At 57.7% G+C, this 21,458-nt stretch carries 15 protein-coding genes and 1 tRNA gene; 14 read left to right on the top strand and 2 right to left on the bottom strand.

Going from position 1 to position 21,458, the window contains the following annotated elements; genetic code table 11:
* Positions 1 to 5 precede the first annotated feature (5 nt).
* Positions 6 to 1,571, bottom strand: coding sequence for an MFS transporter (locus RQ593_RS07115; RefSeq protein ID WP_311450194.1), 1,566 nt, complete (start codon positions 1,569 to 1,571; stop codon positions 6 to 8).
* A 198-nt stretch (positions 1,572 to 1,769) separates the two neighbouring features.
* Here RQ593_RS07115 and RQ593_RS07110 point away from each other — a divergent pair, with 198 nt between their 5' ends.
* The 5 genes from RQ593_RS07110 to RQ593_RS07090 all read left to right on the top strand — a co-directional run bounded on the left by RQ593_RS07110 (position 1,770) and on the right by RQ593_RS07090 (position 8,410).
* Positions 1,770 to 2,348 carry a TetR/AcrR family transcriptional regulator gene (locus RQ593_RS07110; protein ID WP_311450193.1) on the top strand — a complete coding sequence of 193 codons (579 nt, stop codon included), beginning with the start codon at positions 1,770 to 1,772 and terminating at the stop codon, positions 2,346 to 2,348.
* 137 nt (positions 2,349 to 2,485) lie between these two features.
* Entirely contained in the window at positions 2,486 to 2,806 is a 321-nt protein-coding gene (locus tag RQ593_RS07105) for a putative quinol monooxygenase (RefSeq protein WP_311450192.1), read from the top strand.
* Positions 2,807 to 3,067: 261 nt separating this feature from the next.
* Positions 3,068 to 3,880 carry an NrtR DNA-binding winged helix domain-containing protein gene (locus RQ593_RS07100; protein ID WP_304274695.1) on the top strand — a complete coding sequence of 271 codons (813 nt, stop codon included), beginning with the start codon at positions 3,068 to 3,070 and terminating at the stop codon, positions 3,878 to 3,880.
* 462 nt (positions 3,881 to 4,342) lie between these two features.
* Positions 4,343 to 6,130 (top strand): ATP-binding cassette domain-containing protein, encoded by a 1,788-nt coding sequence (locus tag RQ593_RS07095; RefSeq protein ID WP_311450191.1) that lies wholly within the window; start codon positions 4,343 to 4,345, stop codon positions 6,128 to 6,130.
* Positions 6,131 to 6,583: 453 nt separating this feature from the next.
* Positions 6,584 to 8,410, top strand: a complete 1,827-nt coding sequence (locus RQ593_RS07090) for an ATP-binding cassette domain-containing protein (protein ID WP_311450190.1) — start codon at positions 6,584 to 6,586, stop codon at positions 8,408 to 8,410.
* A gap of 127 nt (positions 8,411 to 8,537) precedes the next feature.
* On the opposite strand, the gene RQ593_RS07085 is transcribed toward RQ593_RS07090, so the two are convergent.
* Positions 8,538 to 9,161 (bottom strand): superoxide dismutase, encoded by a 624-nt coding sequence (locus tag RQ593_RS07085; RefSeq protein ID WP_005507370.1) that lies wholly within the window; start codon positions 9,159 to 9,161, stop codon positions 8,538 to 8,540.
* A gap of 1,446 nt (positions 9,162 to 10,607) precedes the next feature.
* Between RQ593_RS07085 and RQ593_RS07080 the strand changes: the two genes are divergently transcribed.
* The 9 genes from RQ593_RS07080 to RQ593_RS07040 all read left to right on the top strand — a co-directional run bounded on the left by RQ593_RS07080 (position 10,608) and on the right by RQ593_RS07040 (position 21,455).
* Positions 10,608 to 11,159 carry a MarR family transcriptional regulator gene (locus tag RQ593_RS07080; RefSeq protein ID WP_311450189.1) on the top strand — a complete coding sequence of 184 codons (552 nt, stop codon included), beginning with the start codon at positions 10,608 to 10,610 and terminating at the stop codon, positions 11,157 to 11,159.
* A gap of 536 nt (positions 11,160 to 11,695) precedes the next feature.
* Complete coding sequence (locus tag RQ593_RS07075) at positions 11,696 to 12,220, top strand: ferritin (RefSeq protein WP_303967274.1); 525 nt, start codon at positions 11,696 to 11,698, stop codon at positions 12,218 to 12,220.
* Positions 12,221 to 12,465: 245 nt separating this feature from the next.
* Positions 12,466 to 13,818 carry a Na+/H+ antiporter NhaA gene (gene nhaA, locus RQ593_RS07070; protein ID WP_219102016.1) on the top strand — a complete coding sequence of 451 codons (1,353 nt, stop codon included), beginning with the start codon at positions 12,466 to 12,468 and terminating at the stop codon, positions 13,816 to 13,818.
* A gap of 51 nt (positions 13,819 to 13,869) precedes the next feature.
* A complete protein-coding gene (gene lysX / locus RQ593_RS07065) occupies positions 13,870 to 17,220 on the top strand; it encodes a bifunctional lysylphosphatidylglycerol synthetase/lysine--tRNA ligase LysX (protein WP_311450188.1) in 3,351 nt (1,116 codons plus the stop codon).
* Between the two features lie 356 nt (positions 17,221 to 17,576).
* Entirely contained in the window at positions 17,577 to 19,139 is a 1,563-nt protein-coding gene (locus RQ593_RS07060; protein ID WP_311450187.1) for an alanine/glycine:cation symporter family protein, read from the top strand.
* Between the two features lie 195 nt (positions 19,140 to 19,334).
* Positions 19,335 to 19,679 carry a PLDc N-terminal domain-containing protein gene (locus RQ593_RS07055; RefSeq protein WP_311450186.1) on the top strand — a complete coding sequence of 115 codons (345 nt, stop codon included), beginning with the start codon at positions 19,335 to 19,337 and terminating at the stop codon, positions 19,677 to 19,679.
* Between the two features lie 112 nt (positions 19,680 to 19,791).
* Positions 19,792 to 19,878 (top strand) — tRNA-Leu (locus tag RQ593_RS07050).
* A 228-nt stretch (positions 19,879 to 20,106) separates the two neighbouring features.
* A complete protein-coding gene (locus RQ593_RS07045; protein ID WP_311450185.1) occupies positions 20,107 to 20,991 on the top strand; it encodes a DUF3662 and FHA domain-containing protein in 885 nt (294 codons plus the stop codon).
* Positions 20,991 to 21,455 (top strand): FHA domain-containing protein, encoded by a 465-nt coding sequence (locus RQ593_RS07040; RefSeq protein ID WP_005507379.1) that lies wholly within the window; start codon positions 20,991 to 20,993, stop codon positions 21,453 to 21,455. The genes RQ593_RS07045 and RQ593_RS07040 overlap by 1 nt, the downstream gene beginning before the upstream one ends.
* The last annotated feature ends 3 nt before the right edge of the window (positions 21,456 to 21,458 follow it).

The raw sequence follows: 21,458 nt of genomic DNA, 5'->3' as shown, positions 1-21,458 counted from the left end.
AAGATTTAGTGCTCAGCGGGCTTCATTTCACGCGGCGCCTTGCGAATCATGAGGTAGCTGATAACAGCCATAACACCCATGAGCACGGCACTGAACGCGGAGCTCAGCACCACGCCGGAGTCAAAGGCGGCGAATGCGGAAGAGAGCAGCTGGTTTGCCTGCTCACCACCCACATGGCTGGCAACCGACACGGCACCGCCGAGGGTTTCCTGGGCATGGTCGGCGAGGGTTTCATCCAGGCCGGAGGGCACGACCACGTTCGCACGGTAGACGGCGGTGAGCATACCACCGATGATGACGGTACCGAGCACCGCACCCGTCTCGTAGGAGGTCTCAGAAATCGCGGACGCCGCACCGGCCTTACGCGGCGGCACGCTGGAGAGCATCAGGTCGTTCGAAATGGTCTGAGCAATACCGATGCCGGTACCGAGCACAATAAAGATGAGGATAATAACCACGTCGCTGTGCGCACCCAGGAAGGCGAGCACCGCGAACGCGGCGGCGTTGAGAGCCAGACCGAAGGACACCACCTGCGCCGGGTGGAAGTGCACCGCAACACGCGCAATCACCAGGCCGGCGATGATAGTCGCCAAAGTACCGGGAATCAGCAGCATGCCGGCGTACATGGGCGGCAGGCCGGAGACCAGCTGCAGGTGCTGGGAGGCGAAGTAGATGAAGCCAACGTCCACCGTCATGGAGATGAGGTTTGCGGTAATCGCACCGGTGAACACGGTGTTGCGGAAGAGGCGCACATCCAGCATGGGCTGAATGTCGTTCTTCTCGCGGTTGAGCTGACGCAGCACGAACAGGACAATGAAGCACAGGCCGGCAAGGATGGTGCTAATAGCCACCGCATCGAAACCGGTTTCGGAGGTGTGAGTCAGACCGAAGGTAATACCGGTCATGCCGGTCATAATCAGCAGGATGCTCAGCGGATCCACCGGGCTGGGATTCGGGTCCTTAGACTCGGGCACCATAATCGGGGCAAGAATCAGCAGAGGAATCAGAATCGGCACAGCGAGCAGGAACACCGAACCCCAGTCGAAGTGCTCCAGCAGGAAGCCACCCACAATCGGGCCCAGCGCCGCACCGGCAGAGAAGCCCGAAGCCCACACGGCAATAGCGATGCGGCGCTCGGTTGCGTCCACAAAGATATTGCGGATAATCGACAGGGTTGCCGGCATGAGCATCGCACCGAAAATACCGAGCAAGGCACGGGCAACCACGAGCATCAGCGCGGAGGGAGCGAATGCCGCGAGCGCAGAGATTGCCGCGAAGCCGGTCGAACCGATGAGCAGTAGCTTGCGGCGGCCGATACGGTCACCGATAGCGCCCATGGGCACGAGCAGGGCGGAGAGCACCAGCGGGTAGGAGTCAACGATCCACAGCTGCTCCGCGGAGGAGGGGCTCAGCGCCTTAGCGATTGCGGGCACCGCGAAGGCAAGCACCGTGTTGTCGATAGAGACCAGGAGCACCGGGAGCATGAGCACGCCGAGTGCCGCCCAGCGTTTGGTCTTCTGGTCGGGGGCGTGAATGGGCAGAGCCGTGGTGTGCGGATTGTGATTCGTCATGGGTTGTTTTCGTGCGTCTATAAGGTATCGGCTGATGCGGCGGACGCGGCGGCATCAGCTCGGCCTATCTTTTGGACTAGGTCTTTTAGTGAGGTTTTCGGGGCTTACCCGGAGTTTTTAGGGGTCCGGGTGGGTCCACAAACGAAGATTAACTATACCAACTGGACGGTATAGTTTCAAGCGGTTAAACTGGTACACATGACCACCCCCAACCACCGAAAACAACGCGCCAACAACTCCCGCGAACACATCCTCGACACCTACGTCGACCTGCTGATTCGCTCGGGAGAACGCGCCGCAACCCTCGACGCCGTCGCCACCGCCGCCAAGGTTTCCAAGGGCGGGCTACTCTACCACTTCTCATCCAAGAAGGCGCTCCTTGAAGCGCTCGCAGAACGCACCCTCACCCTGGCTGAAGAGGACTTCGCGGCAATGGAGCAGGCACCCGAGGGGGCAAGCGCCTACTACATCAATTCCTCCACGCCGGATAACACCCCGTTCGACCGTGCCCTCATTGCCCTCAGCCGCCTGGCGCAGAACAATAATGAGCTCGCCCAGCAGACCATGAGTCGCGTACAGGATGGCTGGCATGCGCTCGTTCTCGCTGAGCTGGGTGATGAACAGATTGCCCGCACCGTGTTGCTTTTGGGCGACGGCATGTACTACAACGCGGCGTTCGGAGGTGACTCCGCCAGCCCGCAGAGGGCTACAGCCATCGCGACAGACCGAGCGGCGCTGGAACGCGCCTTGCAGGTACTCAAGGCGGCAGCTCGTTAAACCACAAAAGCCACTCGACACAGCGGTTAAAGCCACAAGCTAAAACCGTTGCCTCACACCCTATTCTTCAGCGCCGGCGAGCACCCGGGGCTTAAACTGGAAGGGTACGTATCTACTCTTCAACCTAAGGAGTTCCGATGATTTTCATTGCTGTAAAGTTCCCCGTCAAGCCCGAATACGCTGACCAGTGGATTGAGAAGACCCGCGCTTTCACCGAGGCAACCCGCGCCGAGGAAGGCAACAAGTTCTTCGAGTGGTCCCGCAGCGTTGAGGACCCGAATGAGTTCGTTCTGCTCGAGGCTTTCAACGACGACGCAGCTGGCCCGCACGTGAACTCTGACCACTTCCAGCAGGCTATGAAGGACATGCGTCCGCTGCTGACTGCAACCCCGAAGATTATTTCTCGCCTGGTTGACGGCGAGGATTGGGACGCTATGGGCGAGCTGCAGATCGACTAGCCTACACCCCTACTCTGCATCTAAAACTGCATAAGTAGACGTTGCATAGTTAGACCCTGGAGCGCCCCTCCGCATTGTTCTATTGGACATACCGGAGGGGCGCTTTGCGTGTCCGGTACCTGAACTTTTTCCCCTTGACACGACGCGGATGGTACCGGTTTTCGGGTCAGCGGGTGCCTTGCGTGCATTTTTACCCTATTAACCCCTTAAAATGGGTAGAGTATGCACACCTATCGATACCCATTCGCACAGGAGGCCTGAATGAGCATCGCATCCCAGCCTCTTCCCGGCGCAGTCGCCGCTGAAGAGCACAACGACGTGGACCACACCTCTGTATCTCTCGCTGTCTCAACCGTGATTCTAGCTTTGCGCCCCAAGGAAAACGAGACCCACCCGACTCTGTGGCTGCCGCTGGTTCGCCGCCTCCGCGAGCCCTATAAGGGTCAGTGGGCGCTTCCTGGCGGTCCGCTCAACCCGAATCTTTCTCTGGAAGAGGCTGCCGCTTCGACCCTGAAGCGCGCTACCAACCTGCAGCCCGGCTATCTGGAGCAGCTCTACGCATTCGGTGATGTTCTGCGCACCCCCGAGGCGCGTGCCGCCCGCGTTGTGGGCGAGCCTGACCCGGCACCCGGCGCCGATCACGAGCGCGTGGTTTCCGTAGTGTACTGGGCGTCGATTCCCGCCACCGAGGTCGCAAACACTCGCGTGCACGAGAACATCCGCTGGTTCCCGGTGGATGAGCTGCCCGAGCTTGCTTTCGACCACAACGAAATCATTGAGTACGCACTCTACCGCCTGCAGAACAAGGTCGAGTACTCGCGTATTGCGCACTCGTTCCTGGGTGAGGAGTTCACCCTGGCGCAGCTGCGTGAGGTGTACGAGGCGATTCTGGGTCGCACCCTGGATCCGGCGAACTTCCGCCGCCAGATTGCGGCATCGAAGTCGATTATTGACACCGGCCGCCGCGTGGAGGGCACCCGCCACCGCCCGCCGCGCCTGTACCGTTACAACGACGCTCAGGCGTACGCGGATGCGGGCCCGCTGGGCATGTACCGTGAGCGTCACGAGGCGTAATAGCGTTTCGCGCGTTGTACGCGCGTAGATTTAATGCCTAAAAGGAGGGGCGGCACCGCGTGGTGTCGTCCCTCCTTTTGCATTCTCTAGGGGGTATCGGCACTTGTCAGAAGGTTTTACAGGAGGGTGCTTGACTCAGCACCCGCGCGCTCCCTATGCTTGAGCCATCAGCTCTCTATCCGTGTTGCCCCACCGTGGGGGAAACCTAAGAGGCTGAACGCAATGTTTGGCCGAAGCCACCCAAGGCATGACCGGGGCGGTCTTCGGAATCTAGGAGGCATCAAAGAAATGACCCACCGAGCATAAGCCCGGATCCAACAACACCAGGTCAATGCGCTTTTATGCGTCCACCCCACTACCCGGGCTTACGTGTACCTACAGACCGCGCTCGGGTTTTTCATGCCTTCACGCCTTCACGTGCGCTGGCGGAAATCCGAGCACCCATTCGAAGGAACTCGGCCCATGCCACACCACATTACACTCGACCATATTTCGTATGCGCATCCGGGTGAGCCCCCACTTTTCACCGACCTTTCCGCGGTATTTTCTGCGCCACTCACCGGACTTATCGGCGATAACGGCGCCGGAAAAACTACCCTCTTCAGACTTATTCTTGGCGACATAAACCCTAGTCAAGGCATAATCAGCACCCCACAGCGCATAGCGTACCTACCGCAAGATTTAGGGTTGAGTGGGCATCAGCATCTTGCCGATATTTTTGGAATTACAAAAATACTGCAGGCGCTTGATGCGCTGGAATCGGGCGACTATTCCCCCAGCCTTTACGACACCATAGGCGACGCCTGGGATATTGAAGAACGCACCCTCGCAGCCCTTGCCGAACATGGTTTTGGTCCTGCCCTCACTACGACCGATACACAGGCCCGTCGCAACCTTCTGATGCGTCCCCTTAGCACCTTTTCAGGTGGCCAGACGGTCACAGCCGCACTCACCGCGCTTCTGTATTCAGACCCAGAGTTCATTCTGCTGGATGAGCCCACAAATAATCTGGATTCTTCGGCGAAGAATCGGCTTTATACGGCTCTTGAAACCCTCACCTGCCCGGCGCTCATTATCAGCCACGACCGCGACCTACTGGAGCGCGTGAACGTGATTGCCGAGCTTCACGCCGACCGTCAAGGACTGGCTCATCTGCGCCTCTTCGAGGGTAACTACAGCACATACCGGCAGGCACTGGACACCGAGCAGCAGGCGGCTCAGCGTCGCGTGACCGAGGCGAAGAATGAGGCGCGTAAGGCTGTGCGTGAGCGCACCGAGAACCAGATTAAGCTCGATCGCAACGCCCGCCGAGGCCGCGAATTTGAACGGTCAAAGCGGAAACCTGGCATGGCTATGGGCCTGGATAAAAACAGTTCAGAGCGCTCTGCCGGGAAACTTCACACAGCCCACGAAAGCATGGTGGCGGATGCACGTGCAGCAGTTGGAGAAGCCCAAGAGAACCTGCGCGTGCAGGAGCGTATCTATCTGGAACTTGTTCAGGATGCACTCCCATTGGGGCGGAAAGTACTGGAATTACATCGGGTGAAGAACGACTCTTGCGCATCTACACTGCAGAGCGCCGACCTTAAGAATGCATACACCCAAAACACCGTTTCACGTGAAACACAACCATATAAAGTTGATTATCTGCTTCAAATCCAAGATTTTCCCGAGGTTCTTATCCTGACCGGACCCGAACACCTGCGCATCACGGGAGCAAACGGCAGTGGCAAGACTGTGCTTCTCAATGCGATAGCGCACGCAAATGACCCTGATTACCGTTCCCCAGTGCCGCCTGCATACCGAGTGCTCTACCGCCTGGACAACACCGCATACCTGCCGCAGCGCATCATCCTCGACCCGGAGCTCACCCTCCTGCAGAGCGTGCAGCGGGCTAACCCCGGGGTGAGCGAACAGCATCTTCGGGATCAGCTGGCGCGACTGCTTTTCCGTCGCGAAAGCGTACATCAGCGCATTGGGGATTTATCCGGAGGTGAGCGCTTCCGTGCCGCGGTGGCACAGGTACTTCTGGCAGATCCGGTGCCGCAGCTACTCATATTGGATGAGCCGACGAATAACCTCGACATTTCCTCGGTGGATTGGCTGGTGCAGGCGCTCGAAGCCTACACCGGCGCGCTCATCGTGGTGAGCCATGATGAGGACTTCTGCCGCCGCATCCGCATTGACCGCACACTCAACCTTTCAACAAAAACTCTCGGGAAGGAACCATTCAGGGAATCAGCACGCTGAATCTTCTCCTACATAGGAAGGTGTTTGACTCAGCGCCCAGTTAGTTCCTATGCTGGAGTCCTCAGCTCTCTTCCGACGCCGCCCCATCGTGGGGGTAGTTACGGAGCTGAACGTATCGTTTGACCGAAGCCACCCAAGGCGCGACCGGGGCGGTATTCGGAATCTAGGAGGCATCAAAGAAATGACCCACCGAGCATAAGCCCGGACCTCACAGAATTTTTCGCGCGCTCACGCAGCAGCTCTACGGACACGTTTCCTACGTGTTCCAATCAGCGCGCACGCACCCGGGCACAGGTACATCCACCGTTACGCTCGGGTTTTTTCGCGCCCTTTTGGGGCGATCCTCTTACCGCCACGCGCTCAGCATAGGCACCCAAACCGCCGGCACACTACTGCAACGCACCACCGTCGGAGTTTGAGAGCACCCGAGCATCCATACCTCAAGGAGCTCGTATGACACACGTACTTCAGCCGCAGGCGACCTTTCCCCGTTCCGCTTCTTCCCGCGATGCCCGCTCGCACGCCATTTCCCACGCGGCGGCGCACGTTAGTATCGCCCATCTACACTTTGCGCACCCGAGCCAGCCTCCGCTTTTTGCGGATCTGTCGGCGGTATTTTCGGCACCTCTGACCGGGCTCATTGGTGATAATGGTTGCGGAAAAACAACCCTCATGAGGTTGATTTTGGGTGATTTGACCCCGGATTCCGGTTCTTTGGCGGCGCCGGAACACATGGCGTATCTACCTCAGGATATGGGTCTGAATCGGAATCAAACCCTCGCCGAGCTCTGCGGAATCACCGAGATTCTGCGGGCGCTACAGGCGGTGGAATCCGGCGAATACTCCCCCGAACTCTACGAGACCATCGGGGATAACTGGGACGTTGAGGAGCGCACCCTGGCGGCCCTTGCGACCTACGGCTTCACCCCGGCGGCACTGATTGATCGAGACAACCCGGAGGCGATTCGGGCACTCTTTGCTCGCAGCATGCGCAGCTTCTCCGGTGGCGAGGCGGTCATTGCTGCACTTGCCTCGCTGATGATTTCTGACCCCGAGTTCATTCTGCTCGACGAGCCGACGAACAACCTGGACTCCGCGGCGAAGGCTCAGCTCTTCGCCGCGTTGGAGGCGCTACCCTGCCCGGCGCTCATCATTAGCCACGACCGTGACCTACTGGAGCGTGTAAACGTGATTGCCGAGCTTCATGCTGACCGTCAGGGGCTGGCGCATCTGCGCCTCTTCGAGGGTAACTACAGCACCTACCGGCAGGCACTGGACACCGAGCAGCAGGCGGCTCAGCGTCGCGTGAGCGAGGCGAAGAACCGGGTGCGTTCGGCGCATCGCGAGTGGGTGCAGGCGCAGGAGATTATCTCGAAGAACATGGCGCAGGTGTGGAAGGACGACCAGCCGGATACGATTCTTGCCCTCGCCAAGGACGCCTCACGTCAGGCGGCGGCAAAGCTTCGAGTTCTGCGCATCGGCAAGCAGGAGCAGGCTCAGGAGGAATACCAGAACGCCCAGGATGAGGTGCGCGTGCAGGAGAAAATCTATGCCGAGCTGAGCCAGCAGCCCCTACCCGCGGGGCGCAAGGTACTGGAGCTGCACAGGGTTGATTCTCGTGGGACTAACCCTCAGCAGGTTTCACGTGAAACATTTACCACTCAGCAACCCACTAAGGTTGATTCTCTGCATTTTTCACCCGTTGAGGCAGATGGCGAGAGCCGGCAGGGAACCCCTGCGGAGCACCCCGAACACCTGATTCTCAGCGGCCCCGAGCATCTGCGCATCACCGGTGCGAACGGCAGCGGCAAGACCACCCTCCTTGAGGCAATTGCCCACGCAAAAGACCCGGAGTACCGCTCCCCCGTGCAGCCCGCCTACCGGGTCGACTATTGCCTCGAGGGGGCCTACATTCCCCAGCGCATCACCCTCGACCCGCAGCTCACCCTCCTGCAGAGCGTGCAGCGGACTAACCCCGGCGTGAGCGAGCAGCATCTGCGTGACCAGTTGGCGCGCCTGCTTTTCCGCCGTGAGAGCGTGCACCATAAGACCGGTGAGCTCTCCGGCGGTGAGCGTTTCCGCGCAGCGGTGGCGCAGGTGCTTCTGGCAGATCCGGTGCCGCAGCTACTCATGCTGGATGAGCCGACGAATAACCTCGATATTTCTTCGGTGGATTGGCTGGTGCAGGCGCTCGAAGCCTACACCGGTGCGCTTATCGTGGTGAGCCATGATGAGGATTTCTGCCGCCGCATCCGCATTGACCGCACGCTGGCGCTCTAGGGTTCCACCCCCGGAGCAACATCTGAATACAACAAACGAGTGCCCGGCACCTCCGAATATGGAGGCGCCGGGCACCCGTTTCAGTTACCTCACCGCGGCCACTTCACCGCGCTGACGAAAATCTAGATTAGAGGACCAGGCCCTTGGTCTGGGACACTGCGCGCTCGAAGCGAGCCTGAACGTCAGCCCAGTTCACAATGTTCCAGAATGCCTTGACGTACTCGCCCTTGACGTTCTGGTAGTCCAGGTAGAATGCGTGCTCCCACATGTCCAGCTGCAGAACGGGGATCAGCGCAACGGAGATGTTGCCCTGCTGGTCGTAAAGCTGCTCGATGATGAGGCGCTTGCCAACGGTGTCCCATGCGAGGATTGCCCAGCCGGAGCCCTGAATGGTCAGTGCAACATTGGTGAAGTGCTCACGGAACTTGTCGAAGGAGCCGAAGAACTCGTCGATTGCTGCTGCCAGCTCGCCGGTGGGCTTGTCGCCACCCTCGGGGGACAGGTTGTTCCAGAAGATGGAGTGGTTGGTGTGGCCACCCAGGTTGAACGCCAGGTCCTTGGAGAGCTTGGAGACGTTGCCGTATGCACCGTTCTCGCGTGCCTCTTCGAGCTGCTCGAGAGCTGCGTTAGCGCCTGCAACGTATGCTGCGTGGTGCTTGTCGTGGTGCAGCTCCATGATCTTTGCGGAGATGTGGGGCTCGAGCGCCGCGTAGTCGTAGGGGAGCTCGGGGAGGGTGTACTTTTCAGCCATGATGATGCCTTTCATTAGAAAACTTGGCTTGTATTAAAGATTACCAGCGTAGCGTTTACTTTACTTTTCATGAGTTGGGGAGCGTCACATTTATGTAAGACCTCGCTCGAGCCTGTGGATTTTAGGCGGAGACTTTTCCCCACAGCTGTGGAAAACCGTGTGTATCAACAGGCTATTTAAGGCTTACACCCCTTTCTGCCGCGAAATACCGGGGTATGCACTCATGTGAATAACAGTACTGTAAGTTCTCCACACTGTGGATAACTGCTGTGGATAACATCCTATTTTGGGGATGCGCGGGGGATAAACTGCAGAATTTTCGCCCTCATCCGGGGCGTTTTTCCTTCTACTAGCCAAAATATTGAGTGCCAACAGAGCCGCCGAGCGATCTTACGCGCCTCCTTACGCCGGAGGCGGTGGATTAAGTGCACAGGGTTATCCACAGCTGTGGAAATTTTCGGGTTCCGCGGATTTAAAGATAAAAAGGTCTTCTGTTTAAGAACTTACCCTCGGTTTTAATGGTCGTGAAAGCCTGTAATTACAAGAATTTTTCTGTAGCACTCTTAAATTAAACCTGGGGAGGACCTCGATTCTGCTCTGCCAAATCACATGCGTGTAAGTTCTCCACACTGTGGATAACCCCTGTGGATAACCATTTCGGCGCGATACGGCACAGTAGAACTGCAGCCGCACGGTACAGATGTGCACACCGCCTCATACAGCCCTCCCCCGGCTCCCGCAGCTCCCTTGTCGGCGCACCTACATGAGGGCAAAAGAAAAGAGCACCCGATCATTGGATGCTCTTAGAGTGAGTTGATAGATATTCGAGTTAAAAAGATACGGTACGGAATGCAGCCCAACCACGAACTGCACCCGCACCGCACATCCGTCGGTAGAAATACGAGTTACTCGTACACCGACGACAATCACCGATAAATAGAGAGTCGAACCTATCGAAGCGAGCTTCCGGTCTCGCCTCGGAGGCTTCCTTCGACCCCGTTATGTAATTAGTGTACACGGTTTCATTACGGTTGCAAAGCCAAAACCGTGATTTTCTTAAAATTTTTGTTATCGTTTCGTTATTTTTCACCCCTGGCAACCTCTTTGCACCCCTCAGAATTTTCATTCACACCCCTAAAACCCTTGATATTCCGCGGAATTCGGCTCGATACACGAGTGTGCTTCTTGGTACGTTCTCATCTATACTTGTACCGGAAATCTTTTTAAATATGTCGTGCATCACCTACCTACCCAAGGTTTTTGCAGTCACTGCGTGCAAAAAGATGACCCTAGCACCCTCTAAAAAATTAGCACCAAAGTGTCAACCATTACTTGACCGTACCAATTTCAGGTTGCGAGTAAGACCTTTCGCTACAATGGGTGCCAACACACCGCATCTCCCCTTAATAAGGGAGCTCCATATCCGATAAAAGAGGAACCAATCCCGTGTCCACACCAACCACGTCTGCGCAGCGGTCCGAAAATACCGCACACAGCGAATCCATCCAGTGGCTCTCCCCCCAGGAGCGAGAAGGCTGGCTCTTTATCAGCTCCATCATTTTCAACCTCACCCGCAAGCTGGAAAACCAGCTGCAGACCGAAGCCGGCATTAGCTTCGTTGAATACATGGTGCTCGCGATGCTCTCCGAGTCCAAGGACAATTCCTTGACCATGACCGAACTGGCAATTACCACCAACACCCTGCCTGCACGTCTCTCCCGCGTCGTGGCACGCTTGGAGAAGGACGGATACGTCCGCCGCTCCCTCAGTGCAGAAGACCGCCGCGTCAGCATCTGTCACCTGCTCCCCGCAGGCGACCAGAAGGTGCAGGAGGTCGCACCCGGCCACGTGAACGAAGTACGCCGCCAGATTTTTGACCACCTCACCACCGAGCAGGTTGAGCACCTCGCAGAAATCGGCGAGGCGGTCCTTGGCAACACCCCCTCAAACGTCATCTCCATTGATGCGCTCAAACGTGGGGACTACCCCACACAATAACCTCCTCCACCTGCCCTGCGGGTGAGAGTTGAGAGAACCAGAGATAAGGCACATTCCCACCGGGAACGTGCCTTATCTCTTTAACAGATTTCTTGATCAGGCCCGTGTAGCCGCGAGCGCTACAGCACGCGCGAACCTTAAAACCCCTAAAGTAGCCTCAAAGTAGTCCCACGCACCGTCATCTGCGAAGAATTTTTAAAAATTTTTTACGCCGTAACGCACCGCCCAGAAACGCCGGATTATCAGCTACCGGACACAAATGCATCGTGCATGTGCGTGGGAAATCTAGGTGCTTCATGCCGCCTTAAACCGCGAAATATCAAGGGAACACACTCAATACCACCCAAACCAAAGGGTATATTCAGGTCACCCACACTAAGGGTAGTGGTGACAATATGTCAGGGATACCTCATCTGCCCCACCGATTAGCCTTTTCTCTCTGTACACGACCCACTGCACACCGTACGATAAATACCAACAGGTTGCACCGCGCCATCCGGCGCCTACGAAGCAATCACCATATAAGGAGAAACCATATGTCTAAGTCTTTCTACGACCTTCTGAACGAGCAGATCGGCCACGAGTTCGCAGCATCTCACCAGTACCTGTCCATGGCTATCTGGCTCGACGGTGAGGACCTGCCCCAGCTGGCTAAGTTCTTCTACCGCCAGTCCCTCGAAGAGCGCGAGCACGCACTCATGATGGTTCAGTACAAGCTGGACCGCGGCCACAAGGTCGAGATTCCCTCCGTTCCCGCCGTGAAGAACGACTTCGAGAACGTCCAGGAAATCGTTGACATGTCCCTGGCTCAGGAGAAGGCCGTCACCGGTCAGATCGAGGCGCTGTTCTCCGCAGCACGCGCTGAGAACTACGCACTGGGCGAGCAGTTCATCCTCTGGTTCCTGAAGGAACAGGTTGAGGAAGTTGCAACCATGGAGACCCTCGTGACCGTCGTAAAGCGCGCAAACGGCAACCTCTTCGACCTGGAGAACTACGTTGCACGCGAGCTGGCAGACGACCACGGCCAGGAGTCCGGCGCACCCGCTATCGCAGGCGCATAATCTCGCATTTGCGCGACTAGAGCACTAGTCGACCACGCAGAATACCTGCAGAAATATTAAAACGTTCCGCCCTCACCGCACCACGCGGCGAGGGCGGAACGTTTATGCATATACGCCATAAAGACACACCGCGGTGCACCGTCCATGAGCTAAAAGCCGCCGGCGGGTACTCGAATACTCATACAGTGCGGAGTAAACTTAAAAGCCTTAGATGCCGCAGAATACCGCGGCAGAAAGAGGAGAGAATGACTCACACCAACCCAGATACCCTCAGCCGCGGCTCGTATAGCAACTCACGCCGCGTAGCCGATATTCTGCGTGCAGAATCAGTCGGCGGTACCGTGCTTCTGATCGCAACGGTACTGGCAGTAGTACTCGCCAACACCCCCGCCTCCACCCTCTACTTTGGTCTGCGAGACACCGTGGTCGGCCCGGTTATCCCCGGCTTCAACCACCTACAGATGAGCGTCGGTACCTGGGCGGCAGACGGTCTGCTCGTCGTTTTCTTCTTCCTCACCGGTCTGGAGCTGAAGAAAGAATTCGTGATCGGTGACCTCAAGTCGCCGTCCACCGCTATTGTGCCGATTGCGGCTGCTTTCGGCGGCGTTGCGGTGCCCGCAATTATCTACACGGCTCTGAACTTCACCAGCCCCACCGCTCTGCGCGGTTGGGCTATCCCCACCGCAACCGATATTGCGTTTGCGGTGTCTGTTCTCGCCGCAGTGGGCACTTTCCTCCCCTCGGCGATGCGTGTCTTCCTGCTGACCCTGGCTGTGGTCGACGACCTGATTGCAATCTGCATTATCGCGATTTTCTACACCAATAACTTCCACGGCGAGTACCTGCTCTTTGCACTCATCCCCCTCGCCCTTTTCGCGTTCATCGCCTACCGCGGTGAGACCATGCTGCACCTGAAGCCGCTGGCTGCCTGGTTGCTGCTTCTGCCCCTGGGTATTATCACCTGGGCGCTCTTCCTTGAGTCCGGTATTCACGCCACCATTTCTGGTGTGGTTCTGGGCTTCCTAGTGCCCGTGAAGATGTCCGCTCGCTCTGAGGCGGCGCAGGCTGAACACGGTCTTGCGGAGGTGCTGGAGCACCGCTTCCGCCCCCTCTCTACCGGCATCTGCGTGCCGATTTTCGCGTTCTTCAGCGCGGGTGTGGCTGTGGGCGGTTTTGAAGGCCTCGGACGCGCCCTCACCGACTCCGTGGCGGTCGGCATTATGGTTGGGCTGGTTGCCGGTAAGACCATCGGTATTTTTGGTACCACCTGGCTCGTCACCCGCTTCAAGAACGCTAACCTCGACCCGGATATCGCCTGGATTGACGTGGTCGGTCTGGCTGCAACCAGTGGTATCGGTTTCACCGTGTCCCTGCTGGTGGCTGAGCTGTCCTTCCCGCACGGCTCGGCGCACACCGAGGACGCAAAGATTGCGATTCTCGTCGGCTCTGTTCTGGCTGCCATTGTGGGTGCGTCTATCCTGTCTCGCCGAAACAAGCACTACCGTGCGCTGGCTGAGAAGGAAAGCGTGGATGCTGACGACAACGGCATCCCCGACGTCTTCGAAGACACCTACCGTGACCCGAAGGCTGAAGCCTAGCCAGATTCTTTAGGTCCAATACCTTCTCTACACCCCGATTCCTCGCTAATAATGATGTCTCACCGCACTACCTCACGTCGCCGTACAGCACGAGCAGGGCAGGCGTCTGCGCCTCCCTCTAGGTATGCAGAGACATCAGCACGCGTGGTCATCGGGGTGTATTCTTTTGCCGCGCTTCTGACCACGTTCGCGTGGATTATCTCTCCTCTGCGGCACGGCCGTGGCTTCACCTGGTGGGAAGTCATTGCGGACCTGCTGAATATTCCCTCCACGCATACTCTGCCCAGCGCCATCACGATGATTGTGATGGTGTCCGGGCTGATTGTGCGCAAGCGCGCTGCCCTCATTGCGGCCATCGTTTTTCAGGTGCTCGGCGCGCTGATCGCGACCCATAGCGCTTTCACGCTGGCGTTCCCGGCGGGAATCATGCCGAAGGACCGTATTTTCTCCTCGACGGTCGATACGCTCTCCATTGTGTTTGCGTGCGCGCTGGTGCCTTTCCTTTTCTCGATTCGGTCGGCGTTCCCGGCACGCATTGGTCGCCTCTCGTGGGCGGGTGCGGCTGCTACGGCAGCTGGCGGTATTCTGCTGACCACTGTGGTGCTCTGGTACCTCTGCCGTATTGGTGTGTGGGAGCCGCTGCGTTCCATCACCCCGTGGGAGCTGCTCATGCACGGCATGGGTATTGAGCGTACGCATCCTGGTGTTTGGGCTGCTGATGTGGTGGCTTTCTTGGCTTCGTTTGGTTACGGTGCCTCGCTGGTTGCGGCGCTGTACCTGTTGGCGCGCGGTTACCGTGCCCCGGATGCGTGGACCGGTGAGAAGGAGCTGAAGATTCGTGCCCTGCTGCAGCAGTACGGTGCCAATGATTCGCTCTCCTATTTTGCGACGCGCCGCGATAAGCAGGTTATTTTCTCTCCCGACCAGAGGGCGGCGATTACGTACCGCTCGGTGGGTTCGGTGTGTTTGGCGTCGAGCGACCCGGTGGGTGACCCTGATTCGTGGGATGCCGCGATTGAGCAGTGGATGCTGCAGGCGCGTAGTTACGGTTGGGTTCCTGCGGCTCTGAGCGTGAGTGAGGCGGGTGCTCGCGCCTATAACCGTGCGGGCTTGTCGATTATTCAGATGGGTGAGGAGGCGGTTCTTGAAGCGGACCGTTTCACGCTCAATGACACGTCGATGCTGCCGGTGCGTCAGGCGGTTCAGCGTGTGCGCCGCGGCGGGTACACGGTGCAGATGCGCCGTTTTTCAGAGCTGGATGAGCAGCAGCGTCAGCAGGTTGCGGAGAATATTTCTGCGTGGCGTCATGGGCGTGTGGAGCGCGGTTTTTCGATGGCTCTGAATCGTGTGAATGATCCGGCGGATTCTTCCTCGCTGCTGGTTTCGACTCATGATGAGTCAGGCCGGATGGTGGCTCTGCTGTCGTTCGTCCCGTGGGGTTCTACCGGCCTGTCGTTGGATGTTATGCGCCGCTCCCCCGATGCGCCTAATGGTGTGGTGGAGTTTATGGTGGCGTCGCTGATGGAGCAGGCGGCGTCTTTGGGTGTGCGTCGGGTGTCGCTGAATTTTGCGATGTTCGGCCATATTTTTGAGGCTGCTGATCAAGTGGGTGCGTCGGCGTGGAACCGTTTTGCTTCCCGCTCTTTGGGTGTGCTGGATCGTTTTCTGCAGTTGCGCCGTCTGTATCGTTTCAATCTGAAGTTTGCCCCGCTGTGGGTTCCTCGTTTTTTGGCGACGGAGCCGACCTTGGCGATGGTGAATGTTGTGTTTGCTGCGGGCATGGCGGAGGGTTTCTTGCCGAATCTGTCGGCGCGCCGTTTGCAGGATCAGGAGCAGCTTCTTTCTGCTGATGAGTTGGTGGCTCTTCAGCAGATGCAGCTTGCTACTGTGGATGAGCTTCCTGAGGTGTCGCGTAGCGATCAGACCCAGCATCGTCTGCGCCATCTGGAGGCGTTGCGTGCGGCGGGTATGGAGCCGTATCCGCTGGGTGGTTCTTTGGGTAGTGCTAGCGCCCCTGTGTTGGGTGTCAAGGATGCTCTGCATATATTCTCTTCTGAAAATATTCCAGATTCGGAATTCATGGTTTCGGGCCGTATTCGCGCGCTTCGCAACCACGGTGGAGTTCTCTTTGTAACCCTTATTGAAGGTGGCAAAACCCTACAGGTCGTCATGGAGCGCAACCTGGTGGGCGAGCGCCTGCTGAGCCTCGCCTCCCGCAACCTGGATACCGGCGACATCATCACCGTACGGGGCAACTACGGGGCGAGTCGCAACGGCACCCCATCGCTGATTGCCTCCACCTGGCACATGGCGTCGAAGAGTCTGCACCCCATCCCCTTCGACTCCTTTACCGACCCGGAGGCGCGTCTGCGTCGCCGTTCCACGGACCTGTTGGTGCATCCGGATCAGATGCGGAACCTGCGTCTGCGCACCGCGGTCATTAAGGCGTTGCGTGCCCGACTGGATGCGGAGGGTTTCCTTGAGGTGGAGACCCCGATTCTGCATACGGTGCACGGTGGCGCGAGCGCGCGTCCGTTCCGCACGTATATCAACGCCTATGGTGAGGATTTGACGCTGCGTATTGCGCCGGAGCTGTACCTGAAGCGCCTGGTGGTGGGCGGTAGCGGTCCGGTGTATGAGCTGGGTCGTGATTTCCGTAATGAGGGTGCTGATGCGACCCATAATCCGGAGTTTACGGTGCTTGAGGCGTATCGTCCGTATGCGGATTATGTGCAGATGCGCGAGTTGACGGAGCGCCTGATTAAGGATGCCGCGCAGGCGGTGTTTGGTTCGGTGTCTTTGCCGCTGGGGCATAAGGCGTCGAGTGAGCGCACGGTGTCTGATGTATCGGGTCCGTGGCGTGTGGTGTCGGTGTGTGATGCCCTGTCGGAGGCGCTGGGTCGCCGCGTGGATGTGCAGACGGACTTTGAGGAGCTGCTGGCTCTGGCGCAGCAGCACGGTGTGCGTGTTCATAAGGGTATGGGTCCGGGGGCCATCGTTGAGGAGCTGTATGGTGAGCTGGTTGAGGCGCATACGGTGGAGCCGACGTTCTATACGGATTTCCCTGCGGAGACGAGTCCGCTTGCGGCACCGCATCGTAGTGTTCCGGGTTTGGCGGAGCGTTGGGATTTGGTGATCAACGGCATGGAGATGGGCTGTGCGTATTCTGAGTTGGCGGATCCGCTGGTGCAGCGTGAGCGTCTGACGGAGCAGTCGTTGAAGGCGGCTTCGGGTGACCTGGAGGCGATGGAGGTGGATGAGGATTTCCTGTACGCCTTGGAGACGGGTATGCCGCCGACGGGTGGTTTGGGTCTGGGTGTGGATCGTTTGGTGATGCTGTTGGCTCAGACGCAGATTCGTGGGGTGTTGTCGTTCCCGTTTGTGAAGCCTGAGCGTTCATAGCCCCGGCCAGAACCCCCGTTTATTTGCGAACCCCCGCTATTCGCTATGCCCGGTGCGAGGTTTTGTGCCTTGTGCCGGGCTTTTCCCACCACCCGCCCCGCGTGTATTGGTGGTACCCTCACGGAGCCTATATTTACTCTGCGCATATATTAAGTATTCGTTACATTTTGCGTTGCGCCCCTTTTTAAGTTGCCTAGCGGGGGTTACACCCGACACAATGGGGTGACTAATTATACGGAGCATATACCCCTCCGTTACGCGGCATGAGTCCGCATCACCCAGCAATGTAGCCCCCACCTCGTCCGTCTTCCGGGTTTGAGCGTGCGGGCTTTTTGCTTTCAAGATTGGAGTACCGAGTGGATTTTCTTTTGAATATCATCGGGGACATTAATACGCATACTGCAGGGCTGACTTCCTCCGTGGATGCCGTGCAGAACTGGATGTGGAGTAATTTCCTCTACTACGCTCTGATTGCGGCTGGTCTGTACATTACGATTCGTACTCGCGGCGTGCAGTGGCGTTCCATTAAGGAAATGATTCGTGTCCTGGGTGACCCGGTTGCTCGTGAGGCTGACGGTAAGAAGAGTATTTCTTCGTTCCGTGCGTTTACTGTGTCGGCGGCTTCTCGTGTGGGTACCGGTACTGTTGCGGGTGTTGCTTTGGCTATTGCTATGGGCGGCCCGGGTGCTGTGTTCTGGATGTGGGTTATTGCTGCTGTTGGTGCGGCTTCTGCTTTCGCGGAGTCCCTTCTGGGTCAGCTGTACAAGGAGCGCGGTAAGGATTCTTACATTGGTGGTCCGGCGTACTACATGAAGCGCGGCCTGAATGCTCCGTGGATGGGTTACATCTTCGTGGCGTTTATTGTGGTCACTTATGCGTTTGTGTTTGTGGCGGTTCAGACGAATGCTGTGGTGGATGCTGCGGCGAACTCGTTCAACATTGATGTTTCGGGTACTAACTCGATGGGCTTCCGCATCACTATTGGTCTGATTATGGTGGCGCTGACTGCGGCTATTATTTTCGGTGGTATTCGCGCGATTTCTTCGGTGACTGAGTGGCTGGTGCCGATTATGGCGGTGCTGTATCTGCTGCTGGGTCTGCTGGTTGTTCTGCTGAATATCTCTGAGGTTCCGAATATGCTGCTGATGATTTTCCAGGGTGCTTTCGGTATTAAGGAGTTTGTGACCGGTGGCGCGATGGGTGCCGTGATTTGGGGTATGAAGCGTGGCCTGCTGACTAACGAGGCGGGTATGGGTACTGCTCCGAACGCTGGCGCGACCGCTACTATTTCTCACCCGGCTAAGCAGGGTTACGTGCAGACTCTGGGTGTTTACTTTGACACGATGATGGCGTGTACTGTGACCGCGTTTATTGTTCTGCTGTCGAACCCGACCTATGGTGATCGTTCGCGCGGTGCGTCGCTGACTCAGTCGGCACTGGCTATACAGCTGGGCGACTGGGCGGTTCACTTCCTGACTATCGCTATTTTCATGTTTGCGTTCTCGACTGTGATTGGTAACTACTACTACGGCGAGTCGAACATGCGTTTCGTGACTGAACGTAAGCTGCCGATGAATATTTTCCGTGCACTGGTTCTGGTGTTCGTGTTCTTCGGCGCGATTTCTTCGCTGGACCTGGTGTGGACTACCGCGGATATGTTGAATGCCGGCATGGTGATTGTGAACTTGACGGCGGTTCTGTTGATGACTCCGCAGGTTGTTGCGGTGTTGAAGAACTATGAGGCTCAGCGTAAGGCTGGTTTGGAGCCTATTTTCAAGGCTTCGGATATGCCTGAGTTGAAGAATCTTGCGGCGTGGGATGGTACCGATGCGGTGACCACCCGTGAGTTCTGGGCTGAGTATGATGCGAAGGCTGCTGAGCGTCGTGCTGCAAAGAAGGCTAAGAAGGTTAGCCGCTAGTTTGTGAGCCTGGCGTAAGAGTGCGTGTATGGCTTTTGTGGAGGGTCCGTCCTGCTGTGTGCGGGGCGGGCCCTTTTGCGTGCCCGAGGCGCGTGTGGAGAGCGTGCCTGCCGGCGCACGTTCTGGGCGCGTCCTGATGCATATCCTGGGGCGTGTCCGGGGTCTGTATCCTTAGGGAGGATATTAGGAGGGTTTATGGATTGGCATGCCGTACTGGAGTTGGTGGTCACGGGCGTATTTCTGGCTGGTATTGCGTTGGCGCTACTGTGCTTGGTGACGATTCATCGGAATCCGTATTTTTCTGAGGTGCAGAAGTTGAAGTGGCTTCTGCTGGTGTTGTGCCTGCCGTATGTGGGTCCGGTGACGTGGTTGCTGCGTGCGCGTTTAGAACGTATTGACCGGGAACGGGCTGAACACGAGCGTACGGCGCGGGGTTCCGCGGCCGGGTCCGGTGCGACTGTATCTGATACGGCTACTGCCGGCGGAGTGTCTGATAGTGCCTCGAAGGCTCTTTCTAAACCCTCCACCACCTCCAAGTAACAAAGCAAACAGCAAGGCAAGTAACGAAGGTCACACATTCTCGATTGGACAGCACCGCATGCAGTCCGTATAGTTTTATGTGTTGCCTGCGGTGATACACCGTAAGACACATGCGCGAGTGGCGGAATAGGCAGACGCGCACGGTTCAGGTCCGTGTGCCCGTGAGGGCGTGGGGGTTCAACTCCCCCCTCGCGCACCAACGATCCCCGGTTCGAAAGAACCGGGGATTTTTTCATATCCATAACCAATTCCCCGCTAAATGACGGGGTTCCAGAGCGATGGCTAGTGCATCACCTAAAATAGAATCGGGTGTGTTCTTTCACAGGGCACACAGCTAACGCACAGACACGCTCGTTAAACTGAGCCTTTCGGATAAAGACCGTTTGCGCGGTCTGTTGCTCGGAATGGTCGTTGAGAAGGAGGCGGCATGAAGTTTTTCGACAAGCTGGGCAAGCTGGAGCAAGGCATCGGTCGCACTGTCGGCCTTTCCAAGGGCTTCGGCACCTTTGCGAAGGCGGATGTTGCTAACCGCGTCCGCATCATGATGGATGACGAGTCCTATGTGGACGGCAGTGGCCGCACTATGGCTCCTAATGTCTATACTCTCCGTTTTGCGCCGGTTGATTTCCCCCGCGTACGCGAGTGGGGCAACCCGTTCGCTGTTGAGCTGTGCGATTTGGCGATTTCGCACGCCCGCGCGCAGGGTTACACCCTGATTGGTGCGGTTCGCGTGACGTTCAACGTTCTTGATTCTCTCTCTGAGGGCGAGTTTGAGGTTGTTGCGACCTTCGAGCCGTTCTCTGTGCCGGAGGCTCCGGCGTCCCCGTCGTCTCTGCGTGGTGCCACTAACTATGCGCCGGTGCGTCCGCCGCGTGAGTCTTCTTTGCCGACCCGCATTACGAAGCCTGCAGCTCAGCCGGCTCCGCCCGCCCAGCCCGCGCAGCCTGTTCAACCTGCGCCTCAGCAGGCTCCGGCACCTCGCCTGAACATGCCCGTACCGTCCCCTGCGGCGGGCGCTCCCCGTTTCTTCTTGGAGATTGAGGGTCGCATGCACCCGGTGGATCGTCTGCCGTTTGTGTTGGGCCGCGGTTCTGATGCTGATTTTCGTCTGGATGATAAGGGCGTTTCTCGCCGTCACCTGCAGCTTTCGATGCAGGGTGGTGCGGTGGTCGCCTCCGATATGGGTTCTACTAATGGCACGCTGATTAATGGGGTGCCTTTGCGTGCGCCCGTGGTGCTGGCGAACGGTTCGTTGCTTCGCATGGGTAATACCCGCATCATTTTCCATAGTTCGACCGGAGGTGCCCGTTAATGGCGTCCGAACTGACTGTTACTATCCTTCGTTACGCTTTTCTGGCGCTCATCTGGTTCTTTGTTTTCCTGGTGGTTTCGGCTGCTCGCCGTGACCTTGGTTTGGGTAAGAACTATCGTGCGGCGCCGGTTGATGCGGTTCCGGAGGCTACCCATATTGCGCCTCCGCCGACTCGCCCTTCGCAGCTTGTGATTACTGCGGGTGCGCAGGCTGGCGCGATGATGCAGCTGGGTGATCACCCGATTACTATTGGTCGCGCTAATGACATTGAGGTGTCCCTGCAGGATGATTACGCCTCGGGCCGTCATGCGCGCCTGTTCCCTCAGGGTTCCCGTTGGTTCCTGGAGGATTTGAATTCTACTAATGGTACGTTCGTCAATGGCGAGCGTCTGACTCGTGCGACCCCGATTGAGCCCGGTGATGATTTCCGCGTTGGCGGTACCACCATGCAGTTGAGGGGCTAGTGT

It is taken from the genome of uncultured Rothia sp. (genome assembly GCF_963507905.1).
Taxonomy (GTDB): domain Bacteria; phylum Actinomycetota; class Actinomycetes; order Actinomycetales; family Micrococcaceae; genus Rothia.
The sequence above is the reverse complement of the archived record's forward strand: the minus strand, read 5'-3'. Positions and strand labels throughout refer to the sequence as shown.

Bases quoted from the DNA above. Each gene is read 5' to 3' on its own strand.
- RQ593_RS07115 (WP_311450194.1), bottom strand. From the start codon at position 1,571: ATGACGAATCACAATCCGCACACCACGGCTCTGCCCATTCACGCCCCC.
- RQ593_RS07110 (WP_311450193.1), top strand. From the start codon at position 1,770: ATGACCACCCCCAACCACCGAAAACAACGCGCCAACAACTCCCGCGAA.
- RQ593_RS07105 (WP_311450192.1), top strand. From the start codon at position 2,486: ATGATTTTCATTGCTGTAAAGTTCCCCGTCAAGCCCGAATACGCTGAC.
- RQ593_RS07100 (WP_304274695.1), top strand. From the start codon at position 3,068: ATGAGCATCGCATCCCAGCCTCTTCCCGGCGCAGTCGCCGCTGAAGAG.
- RQ593_RS07095 (WP_311450191.1), top strand. From the start codon at position 4,343: ATGCCACACCACATTACACTCGACCATATTTCGTATGCGCATCCGGGT.
- RQ593_RS07090 (WP_311450190.1), top strand. From the start codon at position 6,584: ATGACACACGTACTTCAGCCGCAGGCGACCTTTCCCCGTTCCGCTTCT.
- RQ593_RS07085 (WP_005507370.1), bottom strand. From the start codon at position 9,161: ATGGCTGAAAAGTACACCCTCCCCGAGCTCCCCTACGACTACGCGGCG.
- RQ593_RS07075 (WP_303967274.1), top strand. From the start codon at position 11,696: ATGTCTAAGTCTTTCTACGACCTTCTGAACGAGCAGATCGGCCACGAG.
- nhaA (WP_219102016.1), top strand. From the start codon at position 12,466: ATGACTCACACCAACCCAGATACCCTCAGCCGCGGCTCGTATAGCAAC.
- lysX (WP_311450188.1), top strand. From the start codon at position 13,870: ATGATGTCTCACCGCACTACCTCACGTCGCCGTACAGCACGAGCAGGG.
- RQ593_RS07055 (WP_311450186.1), top strand. From the start codon at position 19,335: ATGGATTGGCATGCCGTACTGGAGTTGGTGGTCACGGGCGTATTTCTG.
- RQ593_RS07045 (WP_311450185.1), top strand. From the start codon at position 20,107: ATGAAGTTTTTCGACAAGCTGGGCAAGCTGGAGCAAGGCATCGGTCGC.
- RQ593_RS07040 (WP_005507379.1), top strand. From the start codon at position 20,991: ATGGCGTCCGAACTGACTGTTACTATCCTTCGTTACGCTTTTCTGGCG.